Origin of the sequence: Streptomyces sp. NBC_00289 (assembly GCF_041435115.1) — a bacterium.
In the GTDB taxonomy this organism is placed as follows: domain Bacteria; phylum Actinomycetota; class Actinomycetes; order Streptomycetales; family Streptomycetaceae; genus Streptomyces.
This window is the reverse complement of the sequence record NZ_CP108046.1, coordinates 7,771,650-7,785,832: the sequence shown is the minus strand read 5'-3', so window position 1 is coordinate 7,785,832 and position 14,183 is coordinate 7,771,650. Positions and strand designations below refer to the sequence as shown.

Here is a 14,183-nt window from a genome sequence, read left to right as displayed (position 1 = left end):
GACATGATCGGGTCAACCACAGGTCACGACAACAAGGAGAGACCTCGGTGTCTCATACCATCGACGAAGCCTTTACGGCCCTACCCCTGCGCGCCCTCGCCGACGCGGCGCTCGCACGCGCGCGTGCCCTCGGGGCCGATCATGCCGACTTCCGGTTCGAACGGGTGCGCAGCGCGTCCTGGCGGCTGCGGGACGCCAGGCTCGCCGGGTCGTCGGACACCACCGACCTCGGATACGCGGTGCGGGTCGTGCACGGCGGTACGTGGGGCTTCGCGTCGGGGGTGGACCTGAGCCTCGACGCCGCCGCCAAGGTCGCCTCCCAGGCGGTGGCGATGGCGAAGCTGTCCGCCCAGGTGATCAAGGCGGCCGGCTCGGCTGAGCGCGTGGAGCTGGCCGGCGAGCCCGTGCACGCCGACCGGACGTGGATCTCGTCGTACGAGATCGATCCGTTCTCCGTGCCCGACGAGGACAAGTCCGGGCTGCTTGCGGAGTGGAGCGCGCGACTGCTCGCGGCGAACGGGGTCAACCACGTCGACGCCTCGCTGCTCACCGTGCATGAGAACAAGTTCTACGCGGACACCGCGGGCACCGTGACCACGCAGCAGCGGGTGCGGCTGCATCCGCAGCTGACCGCCGTGTCGGTCGACGAGTCGAGCGGCGAGTTCGACTCCATGCGGACCATCGCGCCACCGGTCGGCCGCGGCTGGGAGTACCTGACGGGCACCGGCTGGGACTGGGAGAGCGAGCTGGAGCGGATCCCCGAGCTGCTCGCCGAGAAGATGCGGGCCCCGAGCGTCGAGGCCGGTCTCTACGACCTCGTGGTCGACCCCTCCAACCTGTGGCTGACCATCCACGAGTCCATCGGCCACGCCACCGAGCTGGACCGCGCGCTCGGCTACGAGGCGGCCTACGCCGGCACCTCCTTCGCCACCTTCGACCAGCTCGGCAAGCTGAGGTACGGCTCCGAGCTGATGAACGTCACCGGCGACCGCACCGCCGAGCACGGCCTGGCGACGGTCGGATACGACGACGAGGGCGTCGAGGGACAGTCCTGGGACCTGGTGAAGGACGGCACGCTCGTCGGCTACCAGCTGGACCGGCGGATCGCGAGGCTGACCGGGTTCGAGCGCTCCAACGGGTGCGCGTTCGCCGACTCCCCCGCGCACGTGCCGGTGCAGCGCATGGCCAACGTGTCGCTGCGGCCGGACCCGGCCGGGATGTCCACGGAGGATCTGATCGGGGGTGTCGACCGCGGGATCTACGTCGTCGGCGACCGGTCCTGGTCGATCGACATGCAGCGCTACAACTTCCAGTTCACCGGTCAGCGCTTCTTCAGGATCGAGAACGGGCGGATCACCGGGCAGCTGCGGGACGTGGCCTACCAGGCGACGACCACCGACTTCTGGGGCTCGATGGCCGCGGTGGGCGGCCCGCAGACGTACGTCCTGGGCGGTGCCTTCAACTGCGGCAAGGCCCAGCCGGGCCAGGTCGCCGCCGTCTCGCACGGCTGCCCGTCCGCCCTCTTCAAGGGCGTCAACATTCTGAACACCACGCAGGAGGCCGGTCGATGAGCGCGCGTACCAGCAAGCCGCACGAGGTCGTCGAGCGCGCCCTCGAACTGTCCCGGGCCGACGGCTGTGTCGTGATCGCCGACGAGCAGTCCACCGCGAACCTGCGGTGGGCGGGCAACGCGCTGACCACGAACGGCGTCACACGCGGGCGCACCCTCACGGTGATCGCGACCGTCGACGGCAAGGAGGGCACCGCCTCCGGTGTCGTCTCCCGCTCGGCCGTGACACCCGACGAGCTGGAGCCCCTCGTGCGGGCCGCCGAGGCCGCCGCGCGCTCCGCCGGACCAGCCGAGGACGCGCAGCCCCTGGTCACGGGCGTGCCGCAGGCGCAGGACTTCACGGACGCGCCCGCCGAGACCACCTCCGCCGTGTTCGGTGACTTCGCTCCGGCACTCGGGGAGGCCTTCGCACGCGCGCGTGCGGGCGGCCGTGAGCTGTACGGCTTCGCCAACCACGAACTGGTCAGCAGCTACCTGGGTACGTCGACGGGGCTGCGCCTGAGGCACGACCAGCCCAACGGGACGCTGGAACTCAACGCCAAGTCCCCGGACCGTACGCGCTCGGCGTGGGCGGGGCGGTCGACGCGGGACTTCAAGGACGTCGATCCGGCCGTGCTGGACGCGGAACTGGCCGTACGCCTCGGGTGGGCCGAGCGGCGGGTCGAGCTGCCGGCCGGCCGGTACGAGACGCTGCTGCCGCCGACCGCCGTCGCGGACCTGCTGATCTACCAGATGTGGTCGGCCTCGGGCCGGGACGCGGTCGAGGGCCGCACCGTCTTCTCCAAGCCCGGCGGCGGCACGCGGGTCGGGGAGCGGCTCACCGAACTGCCGCTGACCCTGCGCAGCGATCCGCACGAGCCGGGCCTGGAGTCCGCGCCCTTCGTGCTCGCGCACTCCTCCGGCGGCGACCAGTCGGTGTTCGACAACGGGCTGCCGCTGACGGCCACCGACTGGGTCCGCGAGGGCGAGCTGGCCGGCCTGATGACCAGCCGGCACGGCGCGGCGCTGACCGGCCTGCCGGTGGCCCCGGCGATCGACAACCTGATCCTGACCGGCGGCGAGGACCGTTCCCTGGAGGAGATGGTCGCGAGCACCGAACGCGGGCTGCTGCTGACCTGCCTGTGGTACATCCGCGAGGTCGACCCGGCGACGCTGCTGCTCACCGGCCTGACCCGGGACGGCGTCTACCTGGTCGAGAACGGCGAGGTGAGCGGCGAGGTCACCAACTTCCGGTTCAACGAGTCGCCGGTCGACCTGCTGGGCCGGGCGACGGAGGCGGGCCGGACGGAGAAGACCCTGCCGAGGGAGTGGAGCGACTGGTTCACCAGGGCCGCGATGCCCGCGCTGCGCATCCCGGATTTCAATATGAGCTCTGTCAGCCAGGGCGTATAACCTCGTAGTCGGCTGTCGCCCGACCGCCCGAGGATCATTCGAGGAGATACGAGAACCGTGACGGACATCGTCGACGAGCTGAAGTGGCGGGGCCTGTGGGCCCTGTCCACTGACGAGGACGCTTTGCGCAAGGCGCTCGCGGACGGTCCCGTCACGTTCTATTGCGGTTTCGACCCGACCGCGGCCAGCCTCCACGTCGGCCACCTGGTGCAGGTGCTCACCATGCGCCGCCTCCAGCAGGCGGGCCTGCGTCCGCTGGCCCTGGTGGGCGGGGCGACCGGCCAGATCGGTGACCCGCGCCCCACGGCGGAGCGCACGCTGAACGACCCGGAGACGGTCGCGAACTGGGTGACCCGGCTGCGCGGGCAGATCGAGCCGTTCCTGTCCTTCGAGGGCGAGAACGCCGCGGTGATGGTGAACAACCTGGACTGGACGGCCGGCCTGTCGGCCATCGAGTTCCTGCGTGACATCGGCAAGCACTTCCGCGTCAACAAGATGCTGACGAAGGACTCCGTCGCCCGGCGCCTGGAGTCGCAGGAGGGCATCAGCTACACCGAGTTCAGCTACCAGCTCCTGCAAGGCATGGACTTCCTGGAGCTGTACCGGCGCTACGGCTGCACGCTCCAGCAGGGCGGCAGCGACCAGTGGGGCAACCTCACGGCGGGCCTCGACCTGATCCACAAGCTGGAGCCCGAGGCCCGGGCGCACTGCCTGGCGACGCCGCTGATGGTCAAGTCGGACGGCACCAAGTTCGGCAAGACCGAGGGCGGCGCGGTCTGGCTGGACCCGGAGATGACGACGCCGTACGCGTTCTACCAGTTCTGGCTGAACGTGGACGACCGGGACATCTCGACGTACATGCGCATCCTGTCCTTCCGGTCCCGCGAGGAGCTGGAGGAGCTGGAGCGGCAGACCGAGGAGCGGCCGCAGGCCCGTGCCGCGCAGCGCGCGCTGGCCGAGGAGCTCACGACGCTGGTGCACGGCGCCGGTCAGACGGCCGCGGTGATCGCCGCGTCCAGGGCCCTGTTCGGTCAGGGCGAGCTGGCGGAGCTCGACGAGCGGACGCTGACCGCGGCCCTCTCCGAGGTGCCGCACGTCCAGGTCGCCGAGCTCGGCCCGGTGATCGACCTGTTCGCCGAGGTCGGTCTGGTGGCCAGCAAGTCGGCCGCGCGCCGCACGGTCAAGGAGGGCGGCGCCTACGTGAACAACGTGAAGGTCGCCGCCGAGGACGCGGTCCCCGCCAAGGAGGACCTTCTGCACGGGCGCTGGCTGGTGCTGCGCCGTGGCAAGAAGAACCTGGCGGCGGTCGAGGTCACCGGCGTCTGACAAGTCGAGGGGGCGGCTTCCCGTGCGGGAGGCCGCCCCCTCGCTCCGTCCGCCCGTCCGTTCTCAGGTTCGCTGCCTGTTTCCCCGGACCGCCATGTACGCCATGTCGCCCACGGCGACGATGATGATCGCGGCCACCAGCTGGAAGAGGTGCCGGGTCCAGTCGATGCCCGCGGTCGCCTCGACGCCGAAGGCGCGGGCGAGGGCGTTGCCGGCGATGGCGCCCAGCATGCCGAAGATGGTCGTCAGCCAGAGCGGGCTGTGCTGCTTGCCCGGGAGGATCGCCTTCGCGATCAGCCCCAGCACGAAGCCGACGATGATCGCCCACAACCAGCCCATGACTGCCTCCTCTTACGGCTCGACGTGAGCACTACGCCCAGTCTCGGACCGTCCGTCGTACGGCGCATGTCAGGTACGGCCATCCGGCGCCCGGTCCTACACAGCTCGGCGCAGTTCGCCCGCCCGGACAGCGGGTGCCCCGCTCTCGTAGGCGGCGGAGGTGCGGCGTAACGTGGAAGCCGTCCGGGTCCGGCCTCCTGCCGGAGACGGAGTGGACACGGGCCGGGCGAGTCCGACGCGGGTGGATGGTGGATGTGATGCGGAAGCAGCATGGTGGCGGCACCGCCGAGGTGTTCCGGATCACCGGGGCCCGTACGAGCCTCCAGGAGGACGTGCGCGGACGCCAGCGCCGGTACGTCATCTCGATGTCGATCCGTACGCTGTCGGTGATCCTCGCCGTCGCGCTCTGGAACGTCGAACGGCACGTCGCCATCGTCGCGTTGGTGCTCGGAGGGGTCCTGCCCTACATCGCCGTGGTGATCGCGAACGCGGGACGGGAGAACGCGCCGTCGCTCCCCTCGACGTTCGTGGACGCGGCGACGCGGCGGGGGACGCCTCCCCCGCTTTCGGCCGGAGGAGAGATCACCTCGCCGCCGTCGGACGAGAGGGGCGCCGCGCCCGCCCCGGACGACGCCGCGACCGATCCCGGACCGGCCTCACCGAGCGTGCCGGGCGACCGTGTGTGATCTTCGACGGACCCCTTCTGGAGAGGCCGTAAACGGAAGTCGGCTCCGCACAAAGCTCAGGAAAAGCTCAGATCAATCATGTTGTTCCGGTGCCGGGCGGCGGGCCACCCGTGACATACTTCGTAGGCGCTCCGCATCCCCCGTCGGAGCGACAGACCGACGCCGGGCAGCTCCCCCCGTGGCTGCTCGGCGTCGCCTTGTTCCCCGACTTTCCGCCGCGTTCCGCGTGCCCGCGCACCCTGTCTGTGAGTCGAACCCGTGAGTGACGAGACCCCGATCTGCTCCGCCAAGGGCTGCCGCGCCGACGCCGAGTGGGTCCTCGCGTGGAACAACCCGAAGATCCACCCGCCGGAGCGCCGCAAGACGTGGCTGGCGTGCGAGGAGCACCGGGAGCACCTGTCCCAGTTCCTCGGGGTACGGGGATTCCTGAAGGACGTCGTGAGGTTCGAGGACTGGGAAGCGCCCGCGGGATCCCAGGGCGGGGCCTGGTGAGTCCGACAATTCGCGTCGCGCGCCCGGCGGGAACTGTCAGACGCGTCCCAGTGCCGCGGCACTAGCCGCCGATCGCCGACATCGGCCGGTCCGGCTGGACGAACGACGGGTCGTCCAGGCCCGCGCCGGCCTTCTTGCCCCACATCGCCAGCCGCCAGATACGGGCGACCTCCTCGTCGGAGGCGTCGGAGCGCAGGGCCGCGCGCAGGTCGGTCTCCTCGCGGGCGAACAGGCAGGTGCGCACCTGGCCGTCGGCCGTGAGGCGGGTGCGGTCGCAGGCCGCGCAGAACGGGCGGGTGACGGAGGCGATGACGCCGACGCGGTGCGGTCCGCCGTCGACGATCCAGCGTTCGGCGGGGGCCGAGCCGCGCTCCTCGGAACCCTCGGCGGTGAGCTCGAAGCGGGTGCGCAGGGAGGCGAGGATGTCGCCCGCGGTGATCATGCCGTCGCGCTTCCAGCCGTGCTGGGCGTCCAGCGGCATCTGCTCGATGAAGCGCAGTTCGTAGTCGTGCTCGACCGCCCAGGCCAGCAGGTCCGGGGCCTCGTCCTCGTTGAGCCCCGGCATCAGCACCGAGTTGACCTTGACCGGGGTCAGGCCCGCGTCACGGGCGGCGTACAGGCCCTCGATGACGTCCTGGTGACGGTCGCGGCGGGTGAGGGTCTTGAACACGTCGGGGCGGAGGGTGTCCAGCGAGACGTTGACCCGGTCCAGGCCCGCCGCCTTGAGGGCGGACGCCGTGCGCTTGAGGCCGATGCCGTTGGTGGTCAGGGACATCTGGGGGCGCGGTTCCAGCGCGGCGACCCGCTCGACGATGCCGACCAGGCCGGGACGCAGCAGCGGCTCGCCGCCGGTGAAGCGGACCTCCCTGATGCCGAGGGAGGTGACGGCTATGTCGATCAGCCGGACGATCTCGTCGTCCGTGAGCAGGTCGGGCTTGGCCAGCCACTGCAGGCCCTCCTCGGGCATGCAGTACGTGCAGCGGAGGTTGCACCGGTCGGTCAGTGAGACCCGCAGGTCGGTGGCCACTCGGCCGTAGGTGTCGATGAGCACGTGGGCCCCCTCCCTCGAAGTGGATCGCATGTCTCTCGTCACCTGTGAGCCTACGTGACTCCTCCGACACGGTCAGGGCCCGATCGCACGAGGTGCGGTGCGGTCGCGTCGTAGGGATCTACGACGCGACCGCGCCCGCGACGGGCCGTGCGGTGTGGCTCAGTGTGCTCCGGTGCCGGTCAGGGACCGTACCTCCAGCTCCGCGTACTTGTCGGCGTCCGGCTCCTCCTTCGACAGCAGGGTGCCGAGGATGCCGAGCAGGAATCCGACCGGGATCGAGATGATGCCCGGGTTCTCCAGCGGGAACCAGTGGAAGTCGACGTCCGGGAACATCGAGCTGGGCTTGCCCGAGACGACCGGCGAGAACAGCACCAGGCCGACCGCGGTGACCAGGCCGCCGTAGATCGACCACAGGGCTCCGGAGGTGGTGAACCGCTTCCAGAAGAGGCTGTAGAGGATCGTCGGGAGGTTGGCGGAGGCGGCGACCGCGAAGGCGAGGGCGACCAGGCCCGCCACGTTCAGGTCGCGGGCGAGGGCGCCCAGCAGGATGGAGACGGCGCCGATGCCGACGGTCGCGTACCGGGCGGCGTTGATCTCCTGCTTCTCGGTGGCCGTGCCCTTCTTGATGACGTTCGCGTAGATGTCGTGGGCGAACGAGGAGGACGAGGCCAGGGTCAGGCCGGCGACGACCGCGAGGATCGTGGCGAAGGCGACCGCCGAGATGGTGGCGAGCAGGATCGCGCCCCAGTTGGAGTCCACTCCGCCGAGATGGAGTGCCAGCAGGGGTGCGGCCGTGTTGCCCGCCTTGTTGGAGGCGACGATCTCGTCCGGCTTGATCAGCGCGGCGGCGCCGAAGCCGAGGGCGAGGGTCATCAGGTAGAAGGCGCCGATCAGGCCGATGGCCCAGATGACCGACTTTCGGGCGGCCTTGGCGGTCGGGACCGTGTAGAAGCGGATCAGGATGTGCGGCAGGCCCGCGGTGCCGAGAACCAGGGCGATGCCCAGGGAGATGAAGTCCAGCTTGGTGGTGCCGGTGGCGCCGTACTTCAGGCCGGGCTCCAGGAAGGCCGCGCCCTTGCCGCTGTTGTCGGCGGCCGAGCCGAGCAGGTCGGAGACGTTGAAGTCGAACTTCAGCAGGACCAGGAAGGTGAGCAGCAGCGCGCCGGCGATCAGCAGCACGGCCTTGACCATCTGGACCCAGGTGGTGCCCTTCATGCCGCCGATGGTGACGTACACGATCATCAGGACGCCGACCAGGGCCACGATGCCGATCTTGCCGCCGTCGCTGGTGATGCCGAGCAGCAGCGAGACCAGGACGCCGGCGCCCGCCATCTGGGCCAGCAGGTAGAAGATCGACACGACGATGGTGGAGGTGCCGGCCGCGGTGCGGACGGGCCGTTGCCGCATCCGGTAGGCCAGCACGTCACCCATCGTGTAACGGCCGGAGTTGCGCAGGGGTTCGGCGACCAGGAGCAGGGCGACGAGCCAGGCGACCAGGAAGCCGATGGAGTAGAGGAAGCCGTCGTAGCCGAAGAGGGCGATGGCGCCCGCGATGCCGAGGAAGGACGCGGCGGACATGTAGTCGCCGGAGACGGCGAGGCCGTTCTGGAATCCGGTGAACTGCCGTCCGCCCGCGTAGAAGTCGGCGGCGTCCTTGGTCTGCCGGCCCGCCCAGACGGTGATGACGAGGGTTGCGGCGACGAACACCGAGAACAGGATGATGATCAGCGTGCGGTGCTCGCTGGCCTCACCGGCGGCCAGGGTGATCGCGGGGCTCATGCGCCGCCCTCCATCCGGGACTTGATGGCTTCCGCCTTGGGGTCGAACGTGGCTGCGGCGTGCCGCGCGTACCACCAGGCGATGAGGAACGTGGTGAGGAACTGCGCGAGGCCGAGGACCATCGCGATGTTGATGTTGCCGCCCACCTTGGTGCCCATGAAGTCGCCCGCGTAGTTCGACAGCAGCACGTACAGCAGGTACCAGGCGATGAAGGCGAAGGTCAGCGGGAAGGCGAAGGAGCGGTAGGAGCGGCGCAGTTCGATGAACTCCGCGCTCTCGTGCACCTCGGTGTACTCCTCCGCTGAGGGCAGTTCGTGTTGCTCTTTCGACGGGGGCGGTGCGTCGGTGGCCACGGAGTCTCCTCGCGTTGCGGGTGCTGGTGTGTCGGTGGACGGGGGCGAGTGTCCTCGCGGTCCCTGTCCAAGGTCACGGCGCCACGCGAGGACCGGTTCAACTCCCCCGGCCTGTTTCCGAAGTCACTGTCGGGAAGTCATTGCTGGCCAGCGACTCCGGGGGATAGCTTCGAGCCGAACTACCCGTCATGTACCTGCCCAGGCAGCACCTGTGTCCCGGGCAGGTCTCGTTTTCCGGATGATGTGGAGACCCCATGGCTCATCTGCGTTCCAGACGCCGCCTCGCCCTCGCCGTGCCCGTCGTGCTGTCGCTCACGGCCTCGCTCGGTTTCCTGCCGACGGCGGCCTCGGCCGCCCCGCGAGCGGAGAGCGCGGCGCAGACCGCGGACGCGCCCAGCCTGGCGTATGTCGTCAACACCACGGTGGATCACCGCACGATCGCGTCGGTCAAGAAGGCGGTCGCCGCGGCCGGCGGCACGGTCGTGGTGGCGTACGAGAAGATCGGTGTGATCGTCGCCCACTCGGCGAACCCGGACTTCGGCAAGCAGCTCCGCACGGTGCGCGGGGTGCAGTCGGCGGGTGCCACGCGCACCGCGCCGCTGACCGCCGCCGGCACGACCGACGAGGGCGCGGCGCAGATCCTGTCGAAGGCGCAGGCCGAGAAGGTGGCGAGCGCCTCCGCCACGGCGGGCGAGAGCGAGCCCCTGGAGGCCGACCAGTGGGACCTGCGGGCGATCGGCGCCGACAAGGCCGCGAAGATCGACCCGGGCAGCCGCAGGGTGACCGTCGCCGTGATCGACACCGGCGTCGACGACACCCACCCCGACCTCGCCCCGAACTTCTCCGCCGATCAGTCCGCGAACTGCGTCGGCGGAGTCGCGGACACCGGTGCGGGCGCCTGGCGTCCGTACACCGCGGCGGACTACCACGGCACACACGTCGCCGGTGAGATAGCCGCGGCCCGCAACGGCATCGGCGTCGCGGGCGTCGCCCCGGGCGTGAAGGTCGCCGGCATCAAGGTGAGCGACCCGGACAACGGGCTCTTCTACCCGGAGAGCGTCGTCTGCGCCTTCGTGTTCGCCGCCGACCACGGCGTGGAGATCACCAACAACAGCTACTACGTGGATCCCTGGCTGTACAACTGCATGGACGACCCCGACCAGAGGGCGATCGTCGACGCGGTCAACCGGGCCCAGCTGTACGCCCAGCACAAGGGCACCCTGAACCTCGCGTCCGCGGGCAACTCCAACCACGACCTGGACTCCGACGCGATCGTCGACGCCAGCAGCCCCGACGACGGCACGCCGTCCGAGCGGACCATCGACCCGCACGAGTGCTTCGACGTGCCGACCCAGCTGCCGGGTGTCGTCACGGTCAGCGCGACGGGCGTCGACAACATCAAGTCGTACTACTCCTCGTACGGCAAGGGCGTCATCGACGTCGCGGCTCCCGGCGGCGACGGGCGCTACCAGATCCCGGACACGCCGTCGAAGAACGGCCGCATCCTGTCCACGATGCCGAACGGCGAATACGGCTTCCTGCAGGGCACGTCGATGGCCTCGCCGCATGCCGCGGGCGTCGCGGCGCTGCTGAAGTCGACGCACCCGTACGCGAGTCCGGCCCAGTTGCAGCTGCTGCTCAAGGCGCAGGCGGACAACCCCGGCTGCCCGACGTCGTACGACCAGAACGGCGACGGCACCCAGGACGCCGTGTGCAAGGGCGTCAAGCGCGTCAACGGGTTCTACGGGTTCGGCATCGTCAACGCTCTGGACGCGGTGCGGTGACCGAGTAGGTCAATAGGTTGATTCAGTCAATACTGCATGATGCAGTCATGACTGATATCGCGTTGGCCTGGTCCGCGGTGGGCGGCGATCCCGCCCTGTTGGCGCGGATGTCGACCGTGGTGCGGGAGGGCGCTCTCCAGGGGCGCCTTCCCGTACGCGCTCTGGCGCGCGCCTCCGTGGGCGCGTGCGCGCTGGCGGCCGCCGAACTCGGCGCCCGCCGGGCCGGGCTCCCCGCGGTGCCCCGCGTACGCGTGGACGACGGGGCGGTCGCCACGGCGTTCGTGAGTGAACGGCATCTGTCGGTCGACGGACGCGCGCCGGTCTCCTTCGCCCCCCTGTCCGGGTTCTGGCGGACGGCGGACGGCTGGGTGCGGACGCACGCCAACTACCCGCACCACCGGGCGCGGCTGCTGTCCGCGCTGGGACTGACGACCGACCGGGCGGACTCGGTCGAGCGGGTGCTCGCCGAGCGGACCGCCCTGGAGGTCGAGGAGGCCGTGTACGCCGCCGGAGGCCTCGCCGTGGCGCTGCGCACGGCCGCGCAGTGGGCCGCTCACGGGCAGGCCGCCGCGGTGGCCGCACGGCCTCTGGTGGAGCGACGGCGACTGGACTCCGCTCCCGCGCGCGTGCTGACGCCCGTCGAGACGGCCCCGCTGCTGCCCGCGGCCGGGCTGCGGGTGCTGGACCTGACCCGGGTCATCGCGGGCCCGGTCGCCACCCGCACACTCGCCCTGCTCGGCGCGGACGTGCTGCGCGTGGACGCCCCGCGACTGCCCGAACTCCCCGACCAGCACACGGACACCGGTTTCGGGAAACGCTCCACGACGCTGGACCTGGTGGCCGACCGGAGCGTCTTCGAGGAGCTGCTCGCGGCGGCGGACGTGGTCGTCACCGGCTACCGGCCGGGCGCTCTCGACCGGTTCGGGCTCTCGCCTCGGGCGCTGGCCGAGCGGCGGCCCGGGGTGGTCGTGGCGCAGTTGTCGGCCTGGGGCGCGTACGGGCCGTGGGGTGGGCGCCGGGGCTTCGACAGCCTGGTGCAGGCCGCCACCGGGATCGCCGCCACCGAGGGATCGCCGCAGCGGCCCGGCACACTGCCCGCGCAGGCCCTCGACCACGGCACGGGCTACCTGCTGGCGGCGGCGGTGTTGCGGGCGCTGACCGAGCAGTCGTACGACGGCGGCAGCCGGTTCGTCGGGGCGGCGCTGGCGCGGACCGCGGAGTGGCTGACGCACGGCGTCGGGCCGGAGCCGGGCGACCCGGGGGACGCGGCGGAGGGCGCGGCGTACGACGGGCCCGATGCCTGGCTGTCCGAGACGGACGGCCCGCTCGGACGGCTGCGGTACGCCCTGCCGCCGGTCTCCTTCGCGGGCGGCCCGGCCGACTGGGCGCGGCCGCCGGGGCGTTGGGGGACGGACGCCGCCCGCTGGGTCTGAGTCACCGCGCCCGGCCGGTCGGCTCAGTTGGTCACCAGCACCTTGAGCGCGGTGCGCTCGTCCATCGCCTTGTAGCCGTCCGGCACGCCCTCCAGACCGACGGTCAGGTCGAAGACCGGCGACGGGTCGATACGGCCGTTCAGGACGTCGGGGAGCAGCTCGGGGATGTACGCGCGGACCGGCGCGACCCCGCCGCGCAGCGCGATGTTCCGGTCGAACAGGACGCCGAGGTCCAGTCCGGTCCCGCTGCCGTGCGGCACCCCGACGAAGCCGATCGCTCCGCCGTCGCGCGTGACGCCGACCGCCGTACGCATCGACTGCTCGGTGCCGACCGCCTCGACGACGGCGTGCGCGCCCTGTCCGCGGGTGAGTTCCCGTACGGCCTCGACGGCCGCGTCCCCGCGCTCGGCGACGACGTCGGTGGCGCCGAAGCGGCGCGCGATGTCCGTACGGACCTGGTGACGGCCGAGCGCGATGATCCGTTCGGCGCCGAGGCGTCTGGCGGCGAGCACCGCGCACAGGCCGACGGCTCCGTCGCCGACCACGGCGACGGTGGCGCCCGGCCTCGCTCCAGCGCCGAGGGCGGCGTGGTGACCGGTGCCCATCACGTCGGAGAGGGTCAGCAGCGCGGACAGCAGGTGGTCGTCGGAGGCCGCGTCACAGGGCAGCGGGACGAGGGTGCCGTCGGCGAAGGGCACCCGCACGGCCTCGCCCTGGCCGCCGTCGTAGCCGACGGCGCCCCAGAAACCGCCGTGCTCGCAGGAGGTGGTGAGCCCCTCACGGCAGTAGTCGCAGACGCCGTCGGACCACATGAAGGGCGCGACGACAAGGTCTCCGCGGCGGACTCCGGTCACCTCGGAGCCGGCCTCCTCGACGATGCCGAGGAACTCGTGCCCGATCCGCTGCCCCGGCTGCCGGGCCGCCTCACCCCGGTACGCCCACAGGTCGCTGCCGCAGATGCAGGCGCGCAGCACCCGCACCACCGCGTCGGTGGGCAGCTGCACCACGGGTTCGGGCACGTCCTCCACGCGCATGTCGTACGGGGCGTGGATGGTGGTGGCGCGCATGGTGAGGATCCTTCTCGTGCGGTCCGTGCGGTGCTGGTGCGCTCGGAGGGTGGTCGAGCGCCCTTCACCGTACGCCGCCGCCGGCACCCTCGCCCCGCCGCCGCCGCCGCGCTACACCCCGGCCGCGCCCAGCAGCACCCCGACCGCGTAGGTGACGCCCATCGCCAGCGCCCCGCCCACCACGTTCCGCAGCACCGCCCTGCGCGGGCCCGCCGCGCCCAGCCGCGCGCTGCTCCAGCCCGTCAGCACGAGGGCGGCCAGGACGCAGACCACGGTGACGCCGAGCCGCCAGTCGGCCGGTGGCAGCACGATGGCCAGCAGGGGCAGCAGCGCCCCGGCCGTGAACGCCAGGAAGCTCGCCCACGCCGCGTGCCACGGGTCGGCGAGCTCGTCCGGGTCGATGCCGAGCTCCACGCGCGCGTGCGCCCTGAGCGCGTCGCGTTCCGTCAGCTGGACGGCGGCCTCCAGGGCCACGTCCCGGGACAGTCCCCGCTCCTCCAGCAGTTCGGTCAGTTCCTCCAGTTCCGCCTCCGGCTGCTCGCGCAACTCCCGCTTCTCCAGGGCCAGGGCGGCCTTCTCCGAGTCGCGCTGGGTGGACACGGACACGTATTCCCCGGCCGCCATCGACAGGGAGCCGGCGAGCAGACCGGCCAGGCCCGCCGTCAGCAGGGCGGAGGCGTCGTCCGTGGCGCCGGCCACGCCCACGACCAGGCCGGCGGTGGACACGATGCCGTCGTTCGCGCCGAGGACCGCGGCCCGCAGCCAGTTGAGGCGCGAGCCGAGCCCGCCGCCGTGGGCCTCGCTGTGCGTGGGTTGCGTCACCCCGGGAGGATCCCACTCCGCGCGGCACCGCGACCGCACCGACGCTCACGGCCCGGCACCGGCACCAGCACCGGCACCGGCACGCCCAG

The 14,183-nt window shown here is 71.5% G+C and carries 13 protein-coding genes; 7 read left to right on the top strand and 6 right to left on the bottom strand.

Annotated elements, in window-relative coordinates; genetic code table 11:
• The first annotated feature begins 47 nt into the window (after positions 1–47).
• The 3 genes from OG985_RS35220 to tyrS are packed head-to-tail and all read left to right on the top strand — an operon-like array spanning position 48 to position 4,288.
• Complete coding sequence (locus OG985_RS35220; RefSeq protein WP_371672409.1) at positions 48–1,571, top strand: TldD/PmbA family protein; 1,524 nt, start codon at positions 48–50, stop codon at positions 1,569–1,571.
• Complete coding sequence (locus tag OG985_RS35215; protein WP_371672408.1) at positions 1,568–2,962, top strand: metallopeptidase TldD-related protein; 1,395 nt, start codon at positions 1,568–1,570, stop codon at positions 2,960–2,962. Before OG985_RS35220 ends, OG985_RS35215 begins: the two co-directional genes overlap by 4 nt.
• A gap of 57 nt (positions 2,963–3,019) precedes the next feature.
• Positions 3,020–4,288 carry a tyrosine--tRNA ligase gene (gene tyrS, locus OG985_RS35210; protein ID WP_371672407.1) on the top strand — a complete coding sequence of 423 codons (1,269 nt, stop codon included), beginning with the start codon at positions 3,020–3,022 and terminating at the stop codon, positions 4,286–4,288.
• A 63-nt stretch (positions 4,289–4,351) separates the two neighbouring features.
• On the opposite strand, the gene OG985_RS35205 is transcribed toward tyrS, so the two are convergent.
• Positions 4,352–4,627 (bottom strand): GlsB/YeaQ/YmgE family stress response membrane protein, encoded by a 276-nt coding sequence (locus tag OG985_RS35205; RefSeq protein ID WP_371672406.1) that lies wholly within the window; start codon positions 4,625–4,627, stop codon positions 4,352–4,354.
• Positions 4,628–4,884: 257 nt separating this feature from the next.
• Between OG985_RS35205 and OG985_RS35200 the strand changes: the two genes are divergently transcribed.
• Both OG985_RS35200 and OG985_RS35195 read left to right on the top strand, forming a co-directional pair.
• Positions 4,885–5,313: a DUF3099 domain-containing protein gene (locus OG985_RS35200; RefSeq protein WP_371672405.1), complete on the top strand. Its 429-nt coding sequence runs from the start codon at positions 4,885–4,887 to the stop codon at positions 5,311–5,313.
• 258 nt (positions 5,314–5,571) lie between these two features.
• Positions 5,572–5,805 (top strand): hypothetical protein, encoded by a 234-nt coding sequence (locus OG985_RS35195; protein WP_371672404.1) that lies wholly within the window; start codon positions 5,572–5,574, stop codon positions 5,803–5,805.
• Positions 5,806–5,866: 61 nt separating this feature from the next.
• On the opposite strand, the gene moaA is transcribed toward OG985_RS35195, so the two are convergent.
• The 3 genes from moaA to OG985_RS35180 all read right to left on the bottom strand — a co-directional run bounded on the left by moaA (position 5,867) and on the right by OG985_RS35180 (position 8,988).
• Entirely contained in the window at positions 5,867–6,856 is a 990-nt protein-coding gene (moaA, locus tag OG985_RS35190; protein WP_371674588.1) for a GTP 3',8-cyclase MoaA, read from the bottom strand.
• 159 nt (positions 6,857–7,015) lie between these two features.
• On the bottom strand, positions 7,016–8,635 hold the full coding sequence (locus OG985_RS35185) for a cation acetate symporter (protein WP_371672403.1): 1,620 nt from the start codon (positions 8,633–8,635) through the stop codon (positions 7,016–7,018).
• Positions 8,632–8,988, bottom strand: coding sequence for a DUF485 domain-containing protein (locus tag OG985_RS35180; RefSeq protein ID WP_371672402.1), 357 nt, complete (start codon positions 8,986–8,988; stop codon positions 8,632–8,634). The genes OG985_RS35185 and OG985_RS35180 overlap by 4 nt, the downstream gene beginning before the upstream one ends.
• 254 nt (positions 8,989–9,242) lie before the next feature.
• Here OG985_RS35180 and OG985_RS35175 point away from each other — a divergent pair, with 254 nt between their 5' ends.
• Both OG985_RS35175 and OG985_RS35170 read left to right on the top strand, forming a co-directional pair.
• Positions 9,243–10,772, top strand: coding sequence for a S8 family serine peptidase (locus tag OG985_RS35175; protein WP_371672401.1), 1,530 nt, complete (start codon positions 9,243–9,245; stop codon positions 10,770–10,772).
• Positions 10,773–10,819: 47 nt separating this feature from the next.
• Positions 10,820–12,205 (top strand): CoA transferase, encoded by a 1,386-nt coding sequence (locus OG985_RS35170; protein WP_371672400.1) that lies wholly within the window; start codon positions 10,820–10,822, stop codon positions 12,203–12,205.
• A 23-nt stretch (positions 12,206–12,228) separates the two neighbouring features.
• Here the strand turns inward: OG985_RS35170 and OG985_RS35165 are convergent, their stop codons facing one another.
• Positions 12,229–13,272: a zinc-dependent alcohol dehydrogenase family protein gene (locus OG985_RS35165; RefSeq protein ID WP_371672399.1), complete on the bottom strand. Its 1,044-nt coding sequence runs from the start codon at positions 13,270–13,272 to the stop codon at positions 12,229–12,231.
• Positions 13,273–13,383: 111 nt separating this feature from the next.
• A complete protein-coding gene (locus OG985_RS35160) occupies positions 13,384–14,094 on the bottom strand; it encodes a VIT family protein (protein WP_371672398.1) in 711 nt (236 codons plus the stop codon).
• Positions 14,095–14,183: the final 89 nt, after the last annotated feature.

Coding starts and splice junctions, on each gene's coding strand:
- OG985_RS35215 (WP_371672408.1), top strand. CDS start 1,568: ATGAGCGCGCGTACCAGCAAGCCGCACGAGGTCGTCGAGCGCGCCCTC.
- OG985_RS35205 (WP_371672406.1), bottom strand. CDS start 4,627: ATGGGCTGGTTGTGGGCGATCATCGTCGGCTTCGTGCTGGGGCTGATC.
- OG985_RS35200 (WP_371672405.1), top strand. CDS start 4,885: ATGCGGAAGCAGCATGGTGGCGGCACCGCCGAGGTGTTCCGGATCACC.
- OG985_RS35185 (WP_371672403.1), bottom strand. CDS start 8,635: ATGAGCCCCGCGATCACCCTGGCCGCCGGTGAGGCCAGCGAGCACCGC.
- OG985_RS35175 (WP_371672401.1), top strand. CDS start 9,243: ATGGCTCATCTGCGTTCCAGACGCCGCCTCGCCCTCGCCGTGCCCGTC.
- OG985_RS35170 (WP_371672400.1), top strand. CDS start 10,820: ATGACTGATATCGCGTTGGCCTGGTCCGCGGTGGGCGGCGATCCCGCC.
- OG985_RS35165 (WP_371672399.1), bottom strand. CDS start 13,272: ATGCGCGCCACCACCATCCACGCCCCGTACGACATGCGCGTGGAGGAC.